18 protein-coding genes are annotated in these 20,503 nt (G+C 67.3%); 5 read left to right on the forward strand and 13 right to left on the reverse strand.

The window, feature by feature from the left end:
- Positions 1-6: 6 nt before the first annotated feature.
- The 5 genes from WKW77_RS16945 to WKW77_RS16965 are packed head-to-tail and all read right to left on the reverse strand — an operon-like array spanning position 7 to position 7,907.
- A complete protein-coding gene (locus tag WKW77_RS16945; protein WP_340358031.1) occupies positions 7-1,377 on the reverse strand; it encodes a heavy metal sensor histidine kinase in 1,371 nt (456 codons plus the stop codon).
- Positions 1,374-2,060 carry a heavy metal response regulator transcription factor gene (locus WKW77_RS16950; protein ID WP_340358032.1) on the reverse strand — a complete coding sequence of 229 codons (687 nt, stop codon included), beginning with the start codon at positions 2,058-2,060 and terminating at the stop codon, positions 1,374-1,376. Before WKW77_RS16950 ends, WKW77_RS16945 begins: the two co-directional genes overlap by 4 nt.
- Positions 2,057-5,221 carry an efflux RND transporter permease subunit gene (locus tag WKW77_RS16955; protein WP_340358033.1) on the reverse strand — a complete coding sequence of 1,055 codons (3,165 nt, stop codon included), beginning with the start codon at positions 5,219-5,221 and terminating at the stop codon, positions 2,057-2,059. The genes WKW77_RS16950 and WKW77_RS16955 overlap by 4 nt, the downstream gene beginning before the upstream one ends.
- On the reverse strand, positions 5,218-6,435 hold the full coding sequence (locus WKW77_RS16960) for an efflux RND transporter periplasmic adaptor subunit (RefSeq protein WP_340358034.1): 1,218 nt from the start codon (positions 6,433-6,435) through the stop codon (positions 5,218-5,220). The genes WKW77_RS16955 and WKW77_RS16960 overlap by 4 nt, the downstream gene beginning before the upstream one ends.
- A 5-nt stretch (positions 6,436-6,440) precedes the next feature.
- On the reverse strand, positions 6,441-7,907 hold the full coding sequence (locus WKW77_RS16965; protein ID WP_340358035.1) for an efflux transporter outer membrane subunit: 1,467 nt from the start codon (positions 7,905-7,907) through the stop codon (positions 6,441-6,443).
- 226 nt (positions 7,908-8,133) lie between these two features.
- On the opposite strand from WKW77_RS16965, the gene WKW77_RS16970 reads away from it, so the two are divergent.
- Positions 8,134-8,571, forward strand: coding sequence for a hypothetical protein (locus WKW77_RS16970; RefSeq protein WP_340358036.1), 438 nt, complete (start codon positions 8,134-8,136; stop codon positions 8,569-8,571).
- A 93-nt stretch (positions 8,572-8,664) separates the two neighbouring features.
- On the opposite strand, the gene WKW77_RS16975 is transcribed toward WKW77_RS16970, so the two are convergent.
- Positions 8,665-9,099 carry a cupin domain-containing protein gene (locus tag WKW77_RS16975; RefSeq protein WP_340358037.1) on the reverse strand — a complete coding sequence of 145 codons (435 nt, stop codon included), beginning with the start codon at positions 9,097-9,099 and terminating at the stop codon, positions 8,665-8,667.
- 99 nt (positions 9,100-9,198) lie between these two features.
- Between WKW77_RS16975 and WKW77_RS16980 the strand changes: the two genes are divergently transcribed.
- The gene (locus WKW77_RS16980) at positions 9,199-9,585 is read left to right on the forward strand and encodes a c-type cytochrome (protein ID WP_340358038.1); all 387 of its coding nucleotides are present in this window, start codon (positions 9,199-9,201) and stop codon (positions 9,583-9,585) included.
- Between the two features lie 110 nt (positions 9,586-9,695).
- On the opposite strand, the gene WKW77_RS16985 is transcribed toward WKW77_RS16980, so the two are convergent.
- On the reverse strand, positions 9,696-10,211 hold the full coding sequence (locus WKW77_RS16985) for an Lrp/AsnC ligand binding domain-containing protein (RefSeq protein WP_340358039.1): 516 nt from the start codon (positions 10,209-10,211) through the stop codon (positions 9,696-9,698).
- A 64-nt stretch (positions 10,212-10,275) separates the two neighbouring features.
- Between WKW77_RS16985 and putA the strand changes: the two genes are divergently transcribed.
- The gene (gene putA / locus WKW77_RS16990) at positions 10,276-14,046 is read left to right on the forward strand and encodes a trifunctional transcriptional regulator/proline dehydrogenase/L-glutamate gamma-semialdehyde dehydrogenase (RefSeq protein ID WP_340358040.1); all 3,771 of its coding nucleotides are present in this window, start codon (positions 10,276-10,278) and stop codon (positions 14,044-14,046) included.
- Positions 14,047-14,117: 71 nt separating this feature from the next.
- Here putA and WKW77_RS16995 read toward each other — a convergent pair whose 3' ends face one another.
- Positions 14,118-14,723: a DUF4337 domain-containing protein gene (locus WKW77_RS16995; RefSeq protein ID WP_340358041.1), complete on the reverse strand. Its 606-nt coding sequence runs from the start codon at positions 14,721-14,723 to the stop codon at positions 14,118-14,120.
- Between the two features lie 128 nt (positions 14,724-14,851).
- The gene (locus WKW77_RS17000) at positions 14,852-16,777 is read right to left on the reverse strand and encodes a sensor histidine kinase (RefSeq protein ID WP_340358042.1); all 1,926 of its coding nucleotides are present in this window, start codon (positions 16,775-16,777) and stop codon (positions 14,852-14,854) included.
- Between the two features lie 376 nt (positions 16,778-17,153).
- On the opposite strand from WKW77_RS17000, the gene WKW77_RS17005 reads away from it, so the two are divergent.
- Together WKW77_RS17005 and WKW77_RS17010 are read left to right on the forward strand one after the other, a co-directional pair.
- Positions 17,154-17,342: a hypothetical protein gene (locus WKW77_RS17005; protein ID WP_340358043.1), complete on the forward strand. Its 189-nt coding sequence runs from the start codon at positions 17,154-17,156 to the stop codon at positions 17,340-17,342.
- Positions 17,343-17,616: 274 nt separating this feature from the next.
- Positions 17,617-17,952: a DUF1161 domain-containing protein gene (locus WKW77_RS17010; protein WP_340358044.1), complete on the forward strand. Its 336-nt coding sequence runs from the start codon at positions 17,617-17,619 to the stop codon at positions 17,950-17,952.
- 18 nt (positions 17,953-17,970) lie between these two features.
- Here WKW77_RS17010 and WKW77_RS17015 read toward each other — a convergent pair whose 3' ends face one another.
- From WKW77_RS17015 to WKW77_RS17030, 4 genes are all read right to left on the reverse strand, one after another.
- Positions 17,971-18,516, reverse strand: coding sequence for a DUF4256 domain-containing protein (locus WKW77_RS17015; protein ID WP_340358045.1), 546 nt, complete (start codon positions 18,514-18,516; stop codon positions 17,971-17,973).
- A 120-nt stretch (positions 18,517-18,636) separates the two neighbouring features.
- Positions 18,637-19,140 (reverse strand): H-NS family nucleoid-associated regulatory protein, encoded by a 504-nt coding sequence (locus WKW77_RS17020; RefSeq protein WP_340358046.1) that lies wholly within the window; start codon positions 19,138-19,140, stop codon positions 18,637-18,639.
- Positions 19,141-19,225: 85 nt separating this feature from the next.
- Positions 19,226-19,567, reverse strand: a complete 342-nt coding sequence (locus WKW77_RS17025) for a hypothetical protein (RefSeq protein WP_340358047.1) — start codon at positions 19,565-19,567, stop codon at positions 19,226-19,228.
- A 124-nt stretch (positions 19,568-19,691) separates the two neighbouring features.
- Positions 19,692-20,375, reverse strand: a complete 684-nt coding sequence (locus tag WKW77_RS17030; protein WP_340358048.1) for a DsbA family oxidoreductase — start codon at positions 20,373-20,375, stop codon at positions 19,692-19,694.
- Between the last annotated feature and the right edge of the window lie 128 nt (positions 20,376-20,503).

Here is a 20,503-nt window from a genome sequence, read left to right on the forward strand (position 1 = left end):
GCGCCCCTACTGCAGCGCGACGCTGAAGCCGACGGTCGTGATCCCCCCCACGGAGCGCGCGAACACGGTGCCGTTGTGCATCACCGCCACCGCCTTGACGATCGACAGGCCCAGCCCGTGGTTCTCCCCGCTGTTGCGGCGCGAGGTGTCGATGCGATAGAAGCGGTCGAAGAGCCGCGCGAGCTGTTCGGGCGCGATCGGCGCACTCGGGTTCGAGAAGCTCACCTCGGCCGAACGTCCATGGCTTCCGATGCGCACCAGCACCTGCGCGCCGGGACGCGAATGCTGGATCGCGTTCTGCAGCAGGTTGGTCAGCGCACGGCGGAACAGCGATGTTTCGATCGGCGCCACCGCATCGCCCTCGACCTGCACCGTCATGCCGGCCTCGTCCAGCAAGAGATCGAGGAACTCGACGGTCTTGCCGACCTCCTGCGCGATCGACGACGCGACCAGGCCGCGCGCACGCACGCCCTGCTCGGCACGCGCGAGGAACAGCATGTCGGCGACGATCGCGCGCAGGCGCTCCACTTCCTCCAGGTTCGATTGCAGCACTTCGCGCAGCTCGGGCGCGTTGCGCTCGCGCCCGAGCGCGACCTGCGTCTGGCCGATGAGGTTCGCGAGCGGCGTGCGCAACTCGTGCGCCACGTCGTCGCTGAAGGTCGCGAGCTGCGCGTAGGCGGCATCGAGCCGGTCGAGCGCGGCGTTGAAGGAAACGCCGAGCCGCGCCAACTCACGCGGCAGCGCGGGCAGCTGCAGGCGCAGCGCGCGGTTGTCGGGGCCGATCCGCTGCGCCTCTTCCGACAGCCGCTCCACCGGTCCGAGACCGATGCGCGCGATCCAGTAACCCAGCGCCGCCGCCAGCCCGGTGCCGGCCAGCGTCAGCAGCAGCAGCGCGGTCTCGAAATTGCGCAGCGTGTCGCGGAACGGCTGCGCATCGACGCCGGCCATGAAGCGCACCGCCGGCCGTGCCGCCGTTGCGGGCATGGTCCGGCTGTGCACGCGCATGCGGAGCGTCTTCGCCGAATCGGGCAGGCGCACCTCCACGCTGTCGCGGCCGGCGTCGATCGCAGACATGACCTCCGCCGCGTCGTCGCCGAAGCGGTAGGCCGGGTCGTCGCTCCACATCCAGGTGCGCGTGCGCGAGTCGGCACTGCCAAGGGTGTCGAGCTTCTCCTGGATGCGCTTACCGAGGTTCGGCGCGCGCCCGTACTGGAGCATGTACGAGATGTCCTCCAGCCGCGCATCGATCTCCGCCTGCTGGTGGCGCACCAGCTCGCCGGCCAGCACATGGTGCAGCGCGAAGCCCAGCAGCGCGAAGACCGCCAGCGCCGCAGCGGCGAACATCAGCGCCAGTCGGGTGGCGATCGAGTTCCTCATTCCGGCTCCGTGCCGCCGCGGTCCTCCAGGACGTAGCCCATGCCCCGGATGGTGTGCAGCAGGCTGTGGCCGAAGGGTGCATCGATCTTGGCGCGCAGGCGCTTGATCGCGACTTCGACCACGTTGGTGTTGCTGTCGAAATTCATGTCCCACACCAGCTCGGCGATCACGGTCTTGGAGAGGATCTCGCCCTGCCGCCGCGCCAGCACCGCGAGCAGCGCGAATTCCTTGGCCGTGAGGTCGATGCGCTGGTCCTGCCGCCACGCCTTGCGGCTGATGAGGTCCACGCGCAGGTCGCCCACGCGCAGCAGCGTCGATTCGTGGCTGCGCCCGCGCCGCGTGAGCGCCTGCAGCCGCGCGAGCAGTTCCAGGAACGAGAAGGGCTTGACGAGGTAGTCGTCCGCGCCGTCCTGCAGCCCGCGCACCCGGTCGGCGACGCCGTCGCGCGCAGTGAGCATGATGACCGGCGTGTTCTTCACGCTGCGCAGCGACTTCAGGATCGAGAAGCCGTCCAGCCCCGGCAGCATCACGTCGAGCACGATCACGTCGAAGTCGTAGTGCAAGGCCATGTGCTGGCCGTCGATGCCGTCGAAGGCGAGGTCGACGACGCAGCCCTGCTCGGTCAAGCCCTGGCAGAGGTAGTCGGCGGTCTTGCGCTCGTCTTCGACGATCAGCACTTTCATTCGGCGATGGCTCCCGCGGGAGCGTCAGGCAACCGGCGCTCGCGGCGCGCCGCCTTGCGGCGCACGTACCAGTGATGCGCGCGGTCGAGGTACAGGTAGATCACGGGCGTGGTGAACAGGGTCAGCATCTGCGACAGGATCAGCCCGCCCACCATCGCGTAGCCCAGCGGCCGGCGCAGCTCCGAGCCCGAACCGTGGCCGAGCATCAGCGGCAGGCCGCTCAGCAGCGCGCACATGGTGGTCATCATGATCGGCCGGAAGCGCAGCAGGCAGGCCTCGAAGATGGCGTCGCGCGGCGACATGCCCCTGTCGCGCTCGGCGTGCAAGGCAAAGTCGACCATCATGATGCCGTTCTTCTTCACGATGCCGATCAAAAGGATGATCCCGATCAGCGCAATCACGCTCAGATCGTACCCGCCGGCCATCAGGATCAGCAATGCGCCCACGCCGGCCGACGGCAGCGTCGAGAGAATCGTGAGCGGGTGGATGTAGCTCTCGTACAGCAGCCCGAGCACGATGTACACCGACACCAGTGCCGCGAGGATGAGGTAGGGCTGCGTGCGCAGCGAATCGCCGAAGGCCTGCGCGGTGCCCTGGAAGGTGCCGCTCAGCGTGGCCGGCACGCCCATCTGCGCCTGCGCGGCGTTGATGGCGTCCACCGCCTGCCCCAGCGACGTGCCGGGCCGCAGGTTGAACGAGAGCGTCACCGCCGGGAACTGGCCCTGGTGGCTGATGGAAAGATAGCCGGTGTGGCTGGTGTCCAGCTTGACGAAGGTCGACAGCGGCACCTGCTGGCCGCTGATCGGCGAGGTCAGGTAAAGGTGGTCGAAGAGCGTCGGATCGCGCTGCAGCTCGGGCGTGACTTCCAGCACCACGTTGTAGCTGTTGAGCTGCGTGAAGTACTGCGCCACCTGGCGCTGGCCGACCGCGTCGTAGATCGTGGCGTCGACCATGGCCGGCGTGATGCCGTAGCTGGAGGCGCGCTGGCGGTCGATGGTCACCATCGCGGTCGGCGCGGCGTTCTGCTGGTCCGATGTGACGTCGGTGAGCCCGGGCAGCTGCCGCAGGCGCGCGAGCAGCTTCGGCGCCCACTGGTTGAGCTCGTCGAGGTTCGAGTCGGTCAGCGTGTACTGGTATTGCGTGCGCGAGAGCCGGCCGCCCACGTTGATGTCCTGCCCGGCCTGCATGTAGAGCGTGATGCCCTGCACCGGCGCCAGCTTGGGCCGCAGGCGCGCGATGATCTCGTCGGCGCTCGCGGTGCGGCCTTCGTCCTTGGGCCTGAGGCCGATGAAGAAGTTGCCCGAGTTGAAGGTGCTCGCGCCGGCCTGCATGCCGAAGCTGGTGATGTCCGGATCGTCACGGATGATGTCCGCGAGCTTGAGCATGCGGTCGTGCATGGCCTGCGACGACGAATCCTGCGCGGCGTCGGCCGAGCCGAAGATGAAGCCGGTGTCCTGCTGCGGGAAGAAGCCCTTCGGGATCGCGACGAAGAGCAGCACCGTCGCCGCCACCGTGGCGATGAAGCTCATGAGCGTGATGAACGGATGCCGCAGCACCACGGCGAGGCCGCGCTTGTAGCCGTTCAGCATCGCGTCGAAGCCGTCCTCGAACCACTGGTAGAGCTTGCCGTGCTTCTCGCCTTCCGTGTGCGGCTTCAGGAAGCGCGCGCACAGCATCGGCGTGAGCGTGAGCGAGATCAGCACCGACACCACGATCGTCAGCGTCACCGTCACCGCGAACTCGCGGAACAGCCGCCCGACGATGCCGCCCATCAAGAGCAGCGGAATGAACACCGCCACCAGCGACACCGAGATCGACACGATGGTGAAGCCGATCTCGCCCGCGCCCTTGAGCGCCGCCTCCATCGGCGGCATGCCCTCTTCGACATGGCGGTAGATGTTCTCCAGCATCACGATCGCGTCGTCGACCACGAAGCCGACCGCGATGGTCAGCGCCATCAGCGAGAGGTTGTCGAGGCTGTAGCCCACCACATACATCACCGCCGCCGTGCCCAGCAGCGCGAGCGGCACCGTGACGCTCGGGATGATGGTCACCGTGAGGTTGCGCAGGAAGACGAAGATCACCGCGACCACCAGCGCGATCGACAGCAGCAGCGTGAACTCCACGTCCTTCACCGAGGCACGGATGGTCTGCGTGCGGTCGATCAGCGTGTTGACCGTCACGCTCGGCGGGATCGAGGCCTTGAGCTTGGGCAGCGCGGCCTGGATGCGGTCCACCGTCTCGATCACGTTCGCGCCGGGCTGCTTGGTGATCGCGAGCATGATCGCGCGGCCGTTGTCGATGTCGCTGTCCCCGCTCGCGCCCTTGCCGGCATAGCCCCAGGCCGCGACCTTGGCGTTCTCGGGCCCGTCCACCGCCACGCCGACATCGCGCACGCGGATGGGCGCGCCGTTGCGCCAGGCCAGCACCATGTCGTTCCACGGCGCGGCTTTCAGCAGCTGGTCGTTGGTATAGACGTTGAACGCCTGCCGCTCGCCGTCGATGGTGCCGGTCGGCTGGCTCACCGTGGTGTTGGCGATCACGCCGCGCACCTCCTCCAGGCCGAGGCCGACCGCCTTGAGCTTGGCCGGATCGATCTGGATGCGCACCGCCGGCTTCTGCACGCCGAAGATGTTGACCAGCCCCACGCCCTGGATGCGCGAGATCTGCTGCGCGAGCACGTTGTCCGCGTAGTCGTTGACCTGCGTGAGCGGCAGCACCTGCGACTGCACCCCGAGGATCAGCACCGCCGAATCGGCCGGGTTGATCTTGCGGAAGCTCGGCGGGCTCGGCAGGTTCTGCGGCAACTGGCCGCCGGCCGCGTTGATCGCGCTCTGCACGTCGAGCGCGGCGGCGTCGATGTTGCGGTCGAGGTCGAACTGCAGCGTGATCTGCGACAGCCCGAGCGAGCTGGTCGAGGTCATCTGCGCGAGCCCCGGGATCAGCGAGAACTGCCGCTCCAGCGGCTGGGCCACGCTCGCGGCCATGGTCTCCGGACTCGCGCCCGGCAATCGGCCCGTGACCTGGATCGTCGGGAAGTCGACCTGCGGCAGCGGCGCCACCGGCAGCAGCGGCCAGGCGACCAGGCCGATCAACAGCAGCGCCGCGGCGAGCAGCGAGGTGCCGATCGGGCGCTTGATGAAGGCGGCGGAGATGCTCAACGCTTTTCTCCTCGGGCCTGTTCTCCGGCCTCGGCGACCTCGGCCTTGCCGTTGAGGCCGCTGCCCTGCTGCCGCTCGACGATGCGCGCGCCCGGCGTCAGACGGTACTGCCCGTCGGTCACCACGCGGTCACCCGCCGCAAGGCCCTTGGCGACCACCGCCTTGCCGCCCACCGTATCGGTCACTTCGATCAGCCGCGCGTCGACCTTTTCATCCGTGCCGACCACATAGACGAAGAAGCCATCCTGGCTGCGCTGCACGGCGGCCGAAGGCACCGTGAGCGCATCGGCGCGCTCGCCGAGCACCAGCCGCGCATCGACCGACTGGCCCGGCCACAGCTTGTGCGCCGAGTTCGCGAACTGCGCCTTCATCGAGATGGTGCCGGTCGCCGTGTCGATCTGGTTGTTCAGCAGCACCAGCTTGCCGCTGGCGAGCACCTCGTGCGTGTCGCGGTCGATGGCGTCCACGCGCAACGGCTCGTGCTGCGTGTCGAGCGCCCTGTTCACGGCCTGGAAGCTGCCCTCCGGAAGGGTGAACTGCACCGCGATCGGATCGATCTGGTTGATGACCAGGAGCCCGTTGGCATCCGCCGCGTGCACGATGTTGCCCGGGTCGACCAGCCGCGCGCCCACCCGGCCGCCGAGCGGCGCGGTGATGGTCGTGTAGCCGAGCTGCACCTGCGCGACATGGACCTGCGCGTCGTCGCTCTTCACCGCCGCCTGCAGCTGGTTGACGAGCGCGCGCTGCGTGTCCAGCGTCTGCTGGGTGGTCGCGTCTTCCTTGATCAGGTCGCCGTAGCGTTGCAGGTCGGCGCGTGCATTGGCGAGCTGGGCCTCGTCCTTGGACTTCTGCGCGAGGCTCTGTTCGAGCTGCGCTTGATAGGTGCGCGGATCGATGCGCGCGAGCACCTGGCCGGTCTTCACGTCCTGCCCTTCCTTGAACTCCACGCTGTCGAGCTGGCCGTCGATGCGCGTGCGCACGGTGACCGACGCGACCGTCATCACCGTGCCCACGCCGGTGCGCGCGATCGGCACGGTTTCGCTCGCGACCCGGGCCGTGCTTGCGGGCACGGGCGGCGGGCCCGCCGTCGGCGCAGCGTGCGGCCGCCACATGCGCCACGCACCGGCAGCGATGATCAGCACGGCCAGCAGCGCGATCGTGCCGGCGAACCACCCGCGCCGGCGCGGATGGGCTTGGGGTGTGGGGGTGTCCATGTCGTTCATTCGTTCGTCGAAGCCACCGGGCCGGATGCCGCGGCGGAGGGGGTCATCGGACTCGCGCCCGAGGCGGCCTGGAGCTGGCTCGTGTCCCAGCCGCCGCCGATCGCCTTGATGAGCGCCACGCTGGCCGCGTACTGGCGGCCCTGCAGCTGGAGGGCGGTGCGTTCGTTGTTCAATGCGAGCGCCTGCGCGGTGATGACCGCGAGGTACGGGGCGGTGCCGGCGCGGAACTGGCTCAGCGTCACGCGTTCGGCATTGCGCGCAGAGCGCACCGCGCCGTCCTGCACGCCGCGCTCCTCTGCAATCAGGCTGAGCGCGGCGAGGTTGTCCTCGACCTCCTGGAAGCCCGAGAGCACCGTCTTGCGGTATGTCGCCGCCGAGGCATCGAAGACCGCGCGCGATTGCTCGACCTGCGAGGCGCGCAGGCCGCCGTCGAAGATCGTCCCCGCAAGCGCGGCGCCGAGCGCCCAGACGCGGTCAGGCGTCGCGAACCAGGGCCCGAAGCCCGCACCGCTGAAGCCGCCCGCCGCCGTGAGCGCGAGCGTCGGATAGCGCGCGGCCTGCGCAACGCCGATCCCGGCATTCGCCGAGGCGACGCGGCGCTCGGCGGCGGCAATGTCGGGCCGGCGCTCCAGCAGTTCGGAGGGCACGACCGCAGGCACCTGCGGCAGCGTGAGCGCGAAGCTGTCGGGCGCGATCGAGAAGCCCGCCGGCGTGCGGCCCAGCAGCACCGCGATCGCGTGTTCGGCCTGCCGGCGCGCGAGTTCGATGTCGATGGCCTGGGCCTGCGTCGATTGCAGCGTCGTGTTGGCGAGCTCGACATCGGCGCGCGTGGCGACGCCGCCGCGGTACTGGCTCTGCGTGATCTGGAGCGACTTCCGGTAGGCCTCGACCGTGCGCGCGTAGAGCTGCTGCTGCGTGTCGGCCACGCGCAGCAGGATGTAGTCGCTGACGACCTCGGCCTGGATCGCGAGCCGCGCGGCCGCGAGGTCGGCCTCGCTGGCCTGGGCGTTGTCGCTCGCACCTTCGATGGCGCGCCGCGCGCGGCCCCAGATGTCGGCCTCCCAGCCTGCTTGCAGCGACCAGGCGTGCGAGTCGCCGAGCTTCGAGCCGAGCACGGTCTGGCTTTGGCCACGGTTCACCGAGGCATTGGCCGTGAGCGTCGGGAAGAGCGCCGAGCGGGCGTTCTGCACCAGCGCCTGCGCTTCGCGGTATTGCGCCTCGGCGACGCGAACGTCCTGGTTGGCGCGATTGGCCTCGTCCACCAGTCCGTTCAGGCGGCTGTCGCCGAATGCCGTCCACCACGGTTGGACGGCATCGACGCTGCCGGGCGCTGCCGGCTTCCAGTCGGCGCCTTCCTTGAACACGGGCGCCGAGACGCCTTCCGGCAACGAGGGGCGCTGGTAATCGGGTCCGACAGCGCAAGCCGTCAGCGATGCGGCCAGGGCCAGACACAGTATTCGCATGCGGCCACTCTAGGTGGCGACCCGGAACGCCAGGCTGACAGCGAGATGACAATCCTGTCAGGTGAAGGCGCGGGTCGGCTGCGCAGTTGCCGGGCAGGTCTTGTGGCGGTCGGGAACCAATCAAATATTCGTCCTGCCATTGAGCGACCCGGATGCCCGGCGGCGGTCGTTCGGCTCGTCTTCGCAGGCAGAATGGTGCTCACTTGGACCCGCCCGAAGGTGCCTCATGGTCTGTTTTCGGTTGCTGCTTGTCGTGTGGCTTGCCTCTTGTGGCGGCCTGGCTCACGCGGCCGCCTGGCGGTGCACCCTTCACCACGTCTACGAGGTCAAGCCTGGCGGCGCGCTCGAGCAGCAGAAAGAAGATCCAGTCCTGATGCACTTCCAGCGCGTGGGTGAAATGCTGCTGTATGACGAGGCCACGGGATCGGTTCGCTACCTGAGCGCCGGAAGCACCGTGTGGCGACTGACCTTCCAGGTCTGGCAAAAGGGTGACGACCACAAGGACTCTGCGATGGCGCTCTTCATGGACCCCGCCGGTGGCTCGGTGATCGTGCTGAGGATCCATACCGGCAACAAGGAATCCCGTGACGCGAACAGGTTCTCGTTCGTGGATATGAGAGGGTCGATCGGGACCGGGACTTGCGCGCAGATGGCCAGCGGCTGACGGCGGCAGTTCTTGTCTGCGCACGCACTCTGTTCAAGCAGTTCCTTCAACACCGCAGTCTTCGCGGCGCATGCCGAGGCAGCGGTCGCCGCGCTACGCCGCGCGCGGCGAGGCGGGCACCAGACCATAGCGGGCCATGACCGAAATCAAGGCCGATTTGTCCGGCGGACCTCCAGCGTTCACGACTGCGCCCACGTCCCGAAAGTACTGGGCTCCGATATCCGGCGACTGCACGATGAGGGCTCGGACTTCTGCGCCGAAAGGGTTCGAGAACTGGTGGACGCTCCCCCTGGGGCTGTACATGCACTCTCCAGCGGCGAGGTCTCGAACTTCGGCGTCGACGCAATACCGGAGGGTTCCTTCGAGAACGTAGATGCATTCGTCGTTCTTCGTATGGCTGTGCGGCGGCGGCACGTTGGAGCCCGGCGGCACCTTGAGTTCGAACATGCCGACGCTGTCCGTCTCCGAGCCGTCGACAAGATAGCGAATGGACAGTTGACCAACCTTGATGGGTGAGGAATCGGTCATTTCAGATCCTCCATCGACGATGACGCAGCATGATGCCGCAATCGGCCTTCGACTGGAACCGCCGGTGCGGGCCGACGAGGTCGGGGAACAATCGGGGACATGAAAGTGAGCTTCCTCCTTTATCTGGCCGCACTCGCAACAGGCGTGCTGCATGCCGCTCCCCGGGCGGGCGACGTCACTGCGGGAAGGGCAGCGTTTGCAGCCTGTGCGTCATGTCACCAGGTCGGCCCTGCCGCACGCCACGGATTTGGTCCTCGACTGAACGGCATCCTCGGTCGTCGCGCCGGCACCGAACCGGGCTTCGCGTACTCGCCGGCGATGCGGAAGTCGGGAGTCGTCTGGTCGGAGCAGACACTGGCTGCGTACATCCGTCGCCCCGACGATGTCGTGCCCGGAACGATCATGCGTTTCAGCGGATGGTCGTATGGCGATCAGAAGCTGGCCGACCTGTTCGCCTATCTGCGGACATTCCCGCCGACCGACTGAGCGGGAAGCGCGTTCCAGTCGCGCCTGCGCGAGAACCCCAAGCGGGCTTGCTACGGCGTCGTGACCACCTGCGACCGGCCGTTCGGCGGCAGTGAGCGCGAGCGCTGCGCTCAACTGCCGGGCAGCGAAAGCTTCGCCGAATTCTTGACCTCTTCCATCACCGCATAGGTGCGGGTCTCGCGCACGCCCGGCAGTTGCCAGAGAACGGTGCCGGCGAAGTTCCGGTAGTCGTTCATGTCCGAACTGCGCGTCTTCAGCAGGTAGTCGAAGCCGCCCGCGACCATGTGGCATTCCATGATCTCGGGCCGCACCTGCACCGCCGCCTTGAACTCGTCGAACACATTGGGCGTGGTGCGATCGAGCAGCACTTCCACGAACACCAGCATGCCCGCGCCGAGCTTCAAGGGATTCAGGCGCGCCTCGTATCCCAGGATGTAGTTCTCGCGCGTGAGCCGCTGCACGCGCGCCAGCACCGCGGTGGGCGACAGCCCGATCTCCTCGGCCAGCTTGAGGTTCGTCATGCGGCCGTCGTCCTGCAGCGCCGAGAGGATGCGCAGGTCCAGCCGGTCCAGTCCGAGCTGTTCGGCTGCGCGTTCTAGAGATTTATTCGGTCTGCTCGTAGACATTCGAAGCAATATTCGGATCGATTGGCGGAATTATGCGAGTTGTCACCACCGAACAGCCATTTCCATGTCAATCCCGGCACCCTTCGATCCTTCCGCCCCCTTCCGCGGCTTTGCCGGCGGCCCCTCCGAGCCCTCCGCGCTTCGACAACGCATCACGCAGGCCTATCGGGAGGACGAGCCGGCAGCCGTCGAAAGCCTGTTGTCCCAGGCCAGGATGCCCGCTGGCATGGCGAGAGACGCCAATGCGCTGGCGATGCGACTCGCGAAGGTTCTGCGCGAACGCAAGGGCTCCGCGGGACGCGCCGGGATCGTGCAGGGGCTCCTGCAGGAATACGCGCTGTCTTCGCAAGAGGGCGTGGCGCTGATGTGCCTGGCAGAAGCCCTGCTGCGCATCCCCGACACCGAGACGCGCGACGCGTTGATCCGCGACAAGATCTCGCACGGCCAGTGGCAGGACCATGCGGGCCGCAGTCCATCGCTCTTCGTCAATGCCGCGACGTGGGGCCTGTTGCTGACGGGCAAGCTGGTGTCCACGCACAGCGAGTCGTCGCTCTCCAGCCTGCTCACGCGCCTGATCGCCAAGGGCGGCGAGCCGCTGATCCGCAAGGGCGTGGACATGGCCATGCGCATGATGGGCGAGCAGTTCGTGACGGGCGAGACCATTCAGGAAGCGCTCGAGCACGCACGTTCGCTGGAGGCCGAAGGCTTTCGCTATTCGTACGACATGCTCGGCGAGGCGGCGATGACTGCCGCGGATGCGGATCGCTACCGGCTGTCCTATGAACAGGCGATCCACGCCATCGGCAAGGCTTCGGCAGGCCGCGGTGTGTACGAGGGCCCCGGCATCTCGCTCAAGCTGTCGGCGCTGCACCCGCGCTACAGCCGCGCGCAGTACGCACGCGTCATGGACGAGCTCTATCCGGTGGTGCGCAGCCTCGCGACGCTCGCGCAGCGCTACGACATCGGCCTGAACATCGATGCCGAAGAGGCAGACCGGCTCGAACTCTCGCTCGATCTGCTCGAGAGGCTGTGCTTCGAGCCCGCGCTCGCGGGATGGAACGGCATCGGCTTCGTCATCCAGGCCTACCAGAAGCGCTGCCCCTTCGTCATCGATTCCGTGATCGACCTCGCCCGGCGCAGCCGTCACCGCGTGATGGTGCGGCTCGTCAAGGGCGCCTACTGGGACAGCGAAATCAAGCGAGCGCAGGTGGAGGGCCAATCCGGCTTCCCGGTCTACACGCGCAAGGTCTTCACCGACGTGTCCTACCTCGCCTGCGCACGCAAGCTGCTCTCGGCACCGGCGGAGATCTATCCGCAGTTCGCGACGCACAACGCCCACACGATGGCGGCCATCTACACGCTGGCCGACCCCGGCAGCTACAAGCCCGGACAGTACGAATTCCAGTGCCTGCACGGCATGGGAGAGCCCCTCTACGAGCAGGTGGTCGGGCGCACCGAAGCCGGGAAGCTCGGGCGCCCCTGCCGCATCTATGCGCCGGTCGGCACCCACGAGACGCTGCTGGCCTACCTGGTTCGCCGACTGCTGGAAAACGGTGCCAACACGTCGTTCGTGAACCGCATCGCCGACCCCTCGATCCCGCTGGAGTCGCTCGTGGAAGACCCCGTGGCGGCCGTCGAACGCATGGCGAAGGAAGAAGGCCGCGTCGGGCTGCCTCACCCGTCGATCCCTGCCCCGTCCGATCTGTACGGAAAGGCGCGACGCAACTCGGACGGCCTGGACCTCACGAACGAAGAGACGCTTCGCGCGCTCGAGGCCGTTCTCCAGGAAGGCGCGCACGGCAGATGGACGGCCGCGCCGATGCTGGAGCGGTCGTTCGGCGCGGACCTGGCACCTTGGGAGCCGGTGCTCAATCCGTCGGACCACCGCGACGTCGTGGGCAAGGTCCGGCCAGCGACGCCGGCCGAGGTGGATGCCGCGGTGCAGTCCGCATCCGAATTCGCCGGCGCGTGGGCGGGCACTCCCGCGACGCAAAGGGCCGCCGCACTCGAGCGCGCCGCGGATCTCCTGCAGGCACGACTGCCGCAACTGCTCGGCCTGCTGGCCCGTGAAGCGGGCAAGACCTACGCCAATGGCGTGGCCGAAGTCCGCGAGGCCATCGACTTCCTGCGCTTCTACGCCGCACAGGCACGATCGGACTTCGATCCGCAGACCCATCGTCCTCTCGGACCGGTGCTGTGCATCAGCCCGTGGAACTTCCCGCTGGCCATCTTCGTCGGCCAGATCGCGGCGGCGCTGGCTGCCGGCAACACGGTTCTCGCCAAGCCCGCCGAACAGACGCCGCTGGTGGCTGCCGAGGCTGTCCGGCTGTTGCACGAAGGTGGCGTTCCGCCGGCCGCCATCCAGCTTCTGCCGGGCGAAGGCGGCACGGTCGGCGCCCGCCTGGTGGCCGACGCGCGGATCCAGGCCGTGATGTTCACCGGCTCGACCGAGGTCGCGCGCATCCTGCAGCGCACGCTCGCACAGCGACTGGGCCCTACGGGAGCGCCCGTACCCTTGATCGCCGAAACCGGCGGCCAGAACGCGATGGTGGTGGACTCGTCGGCGCTGGTCGAACAGGTGGTCGCCGACGTCGTGGCGTCCGCGTTCGATAGCGCAGGCCAGCGCTGCTCAGCGCTGCGGGTGCTCTGCGTGCAGGAGGACGTGGCGGATCGCCTGCTGCACATGCTGCAGGGCGCGATGGCCGAAGCGACGGTCGGCAACCCGGCGGCGCTGCGCACCGATGTCGGGCCGGTCATCGATGCGCAAGCGCGCGAGACGATCGAAGCGCACGTGCGCGAGATGCAATCGCGCGGTCGGCGGGTCAAGCGACTCGGCCGATGCGATCAGGACGCCGTGCACAACGGGACCTTCGTGGTGCCCACGCTCATCGAACTGGACAGCATCGGCGAGCTCAAGCGCGAGGTGTTCGGGCCCGTGTTGCACGTGGTGCGCTATCGCCGCCAGGACCTCGATGCATTGATGGCCCAGATCGCAGGCACCGGCTATGGCCTGACCATGGGCATCCACACGCGGATCGACGAAACCATCGAGCGGGTGCTGTCGCAGGCGCACGTGGGCAATGTGTACGTGAACCGCAACGTCGTCGGCGCCGTGGTGGGTGTGCAGCCGTTCGGTGGCGAAGGCCTCTCCGGCACCGGGCCCAAGGCGGGTGGTCCGCTTTACATGTACCGGCTCCTGTCGGCGCGCCCGCAGGATGTTCTGGCGCGGGCATGTGCGAAAGCACTGCCTGGGGCGGTCGAGATGGACGAGCAGGCGCCCGCGGCACCTGCGTTCGAATCGCTGGTGCGCTGGACCGCCAGCCATCGGACTCGCGAGCTCGCGGCGCAGTGCGAGCAAATCCTTCGGATGGCGGGCGAGCGGCGGCCGCACGTCCTTGCGGGTCCGACGGGCGAGAAGAACGTCTACTCGATCCTTGCGCGCGAGGCGGCGCTCTGCCTCGCGGACAACGAGGATTCGCTGCTGCTCCAGCTCGCCGGGGCGCTCGCGGTGGGCTGCAGGGTCATCTGGCCCCTCCATGCGGAGACGCGGAAGCTGCTCGCGAGCCTGCCGCTGGACGTGCAGGAATCGATCGCGCTCGCGAACGATTGGACTGCGCCGGGCGTCGAGTTCGATGTCGCGCTGTACCAGGGGGCCCAGGCGGGACTTCTCGATCTCTGCGCTCGGCTGTCCAGGCGCGATGGTCCGATCGTGGGCGTTCGGCGCTTCGACGCCGAGGCCGGCGAATTGCCCCTGGAGGCACTGGTGATCGAGCGGGCAGTCAGCACCAACACGGCAGCAGCAGGCGGCAACGCGAGCCTGATGACCATCTCCTGACGGCCAAGGGCCTTCTCCGCCGTCGGGTCGACGACCCAAGCCGCCTTCCTTGCATGGCGGCGGGCGATCGATCAGATGTGCATGGCAGCCAGGCCGCCGACGACCAGGCCGATGCCCGCAACGGCAAGCATGCCCCACTCCAGCCACTTCCTTCTCGTCAGCAATGCCATGGCAGCCAATGCGATGGAGACCTGCAGCGCGGTGGTCGCCTGCGCCCACCGGTGATGCTGATGCATGGCCGCTTCCGATTTCTGGTCCCAGTCGGTGGCCTCGGCTTCGAGCTTCTGCGCGACCAGCAGGATCTCGGCTTTCTCCTGTTCGTACCGCGAGACCTTCGTCTGCCATTCCCGCCTGCGTTCTTCGGGCGACATGTCCCTGGCGAACTCGGCGAGCGACTGCTTCGTGCTCTTCGACTGGAAGTAGTTCCATTGATTCGAGGCTTCGGTCTTCTTCATGCCGGCGTTGTTCTTGTAGAGCCCCGCGTTGGCCTGGGTGAGCCCTCCCATGTACGCGAAGATCGCTCCCACCGTGGCGATGACAGCCGTCCACACGGCGATCTGACTGGTCATGCTTCTATGGGCGGTGCTTGCAGACCCTGATTCAGCGTCGTCGTGGGCACCAGCGTGCTCGAGTTCATGGTCGTGCGGGCCGTGCACGTGAAAACTGCCTGCGGACATGGATTTCCTTGTGGTCGTGGGGGAAGCAAGTATGGCGAGGAGATGGCGCTCGGCGGTGCGACCCGGGAACAATCGGGCGTTGCGTGTCGCTTTTTTGCAAGAACTTCGGACAGCGCCGAGCGCGCGCTTCAGGTCAGACGATGGTGATGCGTGTCTCGCGCTGCGAAGGTGCCCGTCTGGTGCTTGACATCCGAGGCGTCACGCCCTGGCGCGGGTACCGGCAAACGCAGGCACAGGCAGGTCTGTCCCGGCTGCGAGCGCAGCATGAGCATGCCCCCAAGAGCAGCGGCGCGCGTGCGCATGTTCGTCAGACCTCTGCCGGGCGGCGCGACATTCGCATCGAAGCCATGGCCGTTGTCGCGCAGCTCGACCTCGATGACTTCACCGCCCGAATCGTCGGCGGGCACCACTCGGGCGTTCAGGTGGGCCTCGGTCGCCGCCGAGTGCGTCATCATGTTCGAGAACGCCTCGAACAGCAGCATCTGCACTTGGTGGCATTCGCGCACGCCCCAGCCCGTCATGACCGGCAGAGGGCTCACGTCCCAATGCAGATCGATACCGGCAGCCTGCAGGCGCGGCCCCAGCCGGTAGCGGACGGCCCCGAGGGCCGAGGCCACGTCGCCATCGCCGTCATGCATGGCGTCCACGGTGAGCTTGAGCTGATCCACCGCGTCGCGCAGATGCAGTGCGACGTCGTCGCGCGCCGCCCCGGGCTGCTGGGCAATCCGCAGCAGCCCGACGAGTTGCGCCCCGAGGCCGTCGTGCAGGTCCCGCATCACGCGCTGGCGCTCCTCGAGCGCGCCGCGCGCCTTCTCTCCATCTCGCTCCCGCGCGAACGCGTCCTCCAGGGCCGCGTTGCGCCGGTCGAGCTCCGCTTCCAGCGAAGCGTTCATCTGCGCCATCGAGCGAGCGTCCTTGCGCATGCGCTCGGCGATCACCCAGGCCAGCGAGATCGCGAAGCCAACCCAGGCAAAGCGGATCCAGGGCACCATGTCGTAGGCTTGGGGCGAGTAGCGCATCACCCACATGTCGCGCGCACCGGTCAGGACGATCAGCACCACGGCCAGGCCGAGCACGCGGTGCTCCAGCACCCCACTGCGCAGGGCCACGCGCAAGACGGTGACCATCATCGCGAGCCCGACGACGAGGTTCAGCACGTGCCACAGCGGCATCAGCCACAGCCACGGACCGAGGATGCCCAGCGCCGCCGCGAGCGGCGCCACCCAGGCCATGAGGCCGAGGAAGCGCGCCAGACGGGAATCGTCCCGCCCCACCACGGCCAGGGCGAAGCGGCACAGCAGGGGAATCGCCGCCTGGAAAGCCGCCAGCGGCAGAACGCCCCACCAGGGCCAGGGCAGCGGCGCGTGCGTGAAAAGCACACGCACGGTCTGCACGGACCAGAGCAATTCGCCGAGTCCGTAGTACAGGTAGATCGATTCACGCTGGCGCAGCCACACCAGCAAGGAAAGCGCTCCGAGGACGCCGCTCACGATGGCGATGAAGCGGCCCCCGCTGATATGCCAGAACTCGGCGCGTTCATACAGCGGACGCACCTCGTCCACGCTGCCCGTCACGATCGGCGACAGTCCGCCCTGCCGCGCCGCCTGGGCCGCGATGGTGACTTCCACGCGGCGCGGCGACGCCGAGCGCGAAGGCGGCAGTTCGAAGTACTGCGGCGCGAAGGAAGCGTCGTCGTAGGGCCCGGGCGGAATGGCGCCGAAACGCGCGAGTTCCCGTCCGTCCACGGACACGCGGAAACTGTTGCCCAAGCGGGGCACGAAGAGCGCCATCGGAACGGCGGGATCGGCCACGGGCAGGTCGAACGCAAAACGGGCCTCCCCGTCGACTGCCCCCTGCCGTTGGTCCCAGTGATAGGGCAGGACCACGGTGTTCGGCGTTTCGGCGCGGGCTGGCGCCTGGCCCTGCAGGGTCAGCGTGAGCGCAGCCTCTTCGATCACTGTCACGGCATGTGCCGAGATGCTCCACGAGAGACCCAGGATCGCGAACAACAGTGTTAGCAGGCGCCACCGCAGCGCTTCGTTTTGTCGGTCCATTGCGCGGGGACTTTAGCAACAAATTGTTGCAGGCCGCCACGCTTCGAGAACCAGAGCTCCGGGCGAAAAATTCTTCCGCGCTGCTCTTTGCTTGAGCATCGCAGTCGAAGCCAAGCTGGGCGCGGCTCCGGCGAGATGCTCATCCCGTTATCCACAAGGTCATCCACCGGCGACGGGGAAAAAGCAGCCTTGACTTCTCCAGCCCCTGTAGACGCCCGCGCTGAATTCGGGCGCGATGAGCCGCGTCGATCGCCCGTCCAGCCCAGCGTGGGGCGAAGCGGCAGGCCATTGTTTCCGGACGCTGAACACTACTGTTCCAACTGCCGCGTTTTCGCCCGGGTGATATGCCCCAAACTCTCGTCACACGGAGGCAGCAATGAACACGACATGGAACTTCATCTTGGCCGGCGCAGTGACCTTGGCTTGCGCGGCGGGCGTCATCGACGGCGAGGCCGCGAAGGGCGAACTGCGACTCGCCGAGGCGGCGACGTCCATCAGCGCGGGCTCTGCAACGCTCGATTTACTGGCCGGCGCCACCACCGCCGTCGCTACCGCGGCCCGATGACCCTCGTCGGGCGGATCCTGGCGGGAACCTGTCCAGGGATCGCATCGGGTCCGGACACCGCTTAAGTTCCGCCTAAGGCGCGCGGCACAGACTCATCCCCGGCAGCCCGCTTTTCTCCTCCCCCCTCCCTCCCTCGAGGGCTGCTGTTAACCCGCTCCGGCGGGTTTTTCTTTGCCCATCTGCGGTTCACGATGGCCGGATCGGCAAGACGCGCGGAAGGCGGCAGGGCTACACTGCCCCTCCCAGCCAAGCGCGCTCCGGGAGGCAAGCTCCGATGCTGAAGCGATCCCTGTTCTCCATCGCCCTGTCGGCCTGTGCCGGTTTCGCAAGCGCCGCCAGCAATTGCGACGACATCGCGGCCCAGATCGACGCGAAGATTCGCAGCGCCGGCGTCACGCGCTTCACGCTCACCACGGTGACGGCCGATGCCGCGGCCCGCGGCAAGGTCGTCGGCACCTGCGAGCGTGGTACCCGGAAGATCGTCTACGAAGCGGAGGCCACCACCTCCTCCTCCTCTCCCCCCTCGTCACCGTCCGGGCGCAGCAACGACGGCATCCTGACCGAATGCAAGGACGGCTCGGTATCGATCGGAGGGGACTGCAGGAAGTGAGCGCGCGAAGGCCGAGGCTCAGACGCTCAGCGAGCCCCTGAATCCGCGCGCTGCGTAGTAGGACTCGGCCCCGTTGTGGTAGACGAAGACCTTGCCGTAACGCCTGTCGCAGAAAAGAGCACCACCGAGTTCTCTGACTTCGGGCGGCGTCGCCACCCAGCTGGACGTCTTCATGTCGAACTCCCCGAGCTTCTGAAGCTCGCGGTATTGCGTCTCCGTCAGCAACGAAACGCCCATGGCCGCAGCCATGTCGACGGCGTTGTCCCGCGGCTTGTTCTGCTTGCGGGATCTCAAGGCTTCTGCGTCGTAGCACAGGCTTCTGCGCCCCTCCGGGCTTTCGCTGGCGCAGTCGAAGAACAGATAGGCACCGCCATCGTCCGCGACCCCGATGACATCGGGTTCGCCCCCCGTCGTTTCCATCTCGAAGAGCGACCTCAGCTTCTCGGGGTGGTTTCGCAAGCGACCATGGACATCGGCCCAGTCGACCCCTGTGTGCCTGTGCATGTTCCGCTCGAACCGAGCCTTCAGTGTGTCGATGAGGGTATCGCGTTGCTGTGCCTTCATGTCGCTTGCTATCGTTCCTTTGCGCCCATGCCCAAACGCGCGCGAATCGGCGGGTCGCCCACCGCGGAGCGGACCAACGGCCCGAGAGGATGCGTGCCTTCGGCCTGCACCTTGGCTTTCTTACGAGCTCTGGCTTCTCATTTGCTCCAGCGTCTTTCCTTCTGCAATGGCCTCTTTGAGCCAGCGTGGCTGCGGGCCCCGGCCGGTCCACGAATGACCCGCACCGTCGCTGTAGAGAACACCGGAAGGCCGCCGCTTCTTCATGTTCTTTCTGGTGGCAGGCTTTGTAGCCTGCGCACTCACTTGAAAGTCCTCGAGTTTCTTTCCGGCAGCCAGAGCTTCGCGTAGCCAGGTCGGCCGCTTGCCCCAGCCGCCCCAGGTGTTGCCCTGCCCATCGCCGTAAGCAATTCGGCCTTGCTTCTTCTGCCCGGGGACTTTCGCGGCACGTTCCTTGGTGGGCTTTGTCGCGGTTCTTCCGAAGAGCTGATCGGGCGTCAAACCGTAATGAGTAATCGCCACTCGAATACGGTCAATGACTCCGGCCACTTCCCTCGCCAATGCCGCGTCCGCTTCTTTCTGCAGTGCGGCAATCTTCTTCTGAATCTCCGCGTAACTATTCGCCATGGAACTGGCCCTTTCAGTTGAATGAGTCCGCAAGCTTAATGGCTCCGGACATTCAAAGCTGCATGGGGCCTGACTGCCAATTGGCTCAGTGATCGGCGGCCACGGCAGTGCTTCCCACTGCCGAGCGGCTCATGCGATCGCTGTACCGCGACCGGAGCAACGCCGCGGCGCCCCACAGCAGCGCGACGTTGGCGAACAGCCCGGTGCAGACAACCAGAGCAGCGCGGTCGGCAAAACCTCCGCTCAGATCGAAAGCAAGCATGGCAAGCGACCACGGCAGCGCGCAAAGGATCGCAGCGATCAGAAGAACGTCGTGCTCGCGAGGCCACAGGGCCGTCACGGCGAGTACCAGCGCGATTGCCGTTGCGACGCCGGGCACCCACCACGCGCAGCGATACCACAGCGGCTCTTTGTAGGGCGATGACATGACGAAATTCTGCGACGCGCCAACGAACTGCGCCCGATAAATTTCGCACGGAGCGCGTGAGCTTCATCGACTGTCGCGCGGCACCGACATCCCGTCTGCGTGCGTACCCGTTGACGACCTTCAACTAAGCGCCAAGCGCCTGCAGCAGGACGTCCAGCATCGCGTCGGCCGTGGCCGCGCCCGACAGGGCCAGCCTCCCGTCGAACACGAAGAAGGGCACACCGGGGACCGCATACCGCGCGCCGGCAGGACGCTCTTCATCGGCGCCGCGAATCTCGGTCTGCAGCGCGCATTCCAGCGCCAGTCGCTCGAGCACGGACTCATCGCCAATGTCTTCGCCTTCGAGGAAATAGGCCGTGAAGATGCGATCGATGAACTTTGCCTGCTGGGCCTGGGCGGTGCGCGCAACCCACGCATGCGCCTTGGCGGTGTTCGGCAGCAGCTCGATCCGATCGAAGGCGAATTGCACTCCCGCGGCGGTCCCGGCCTGCTGCACCTGGGCGCGGCGCCGTGTGACGGCTTCGGGACTGCCGAGGCGTGCCACATAGAAAGCCTGGTAGGGCACGCCGCCGACGGGCGTGTCGGGAAGCAAGGCATGCGAGCGCCAGACGACATGGGGCTGCGCGTCGGGCCGCAGTTCGGCCAGTTTGCGCACCGCCGCGTCGAACTGGCGCTTGCCGATCAGGCACCACGGGCAGACGAAATCGAAGAAGACCTCGACCGTCATCGGGCGCGTTGCAATCGCGCCCTTCGCGCCCTTCGGTACGACCATCGACTCGGACACATCCATGTAACAGGTTCCCTTCATTCCGGCCGCCGCGCCGACCCTGCGTATTCAGGGAAAGCCGATCGCGCCAGTGGGCAAATCTATCCTCCGGCCGTTCGGGCGGCCCCCTCCGCCATGGAGGGGGCCCCAGACCGGTTCGCCGCCCAGAA

The organism is Variovorax ureilyticus (assembly GCF_037889935.1).
Taxonomy (GTDB): Bacteria; Pseudomonadota; Gammaproteobacteria; order Burkholderiales; family Burkholderiaceae_C; genus Variovorax; species Variovorax ureilyticus.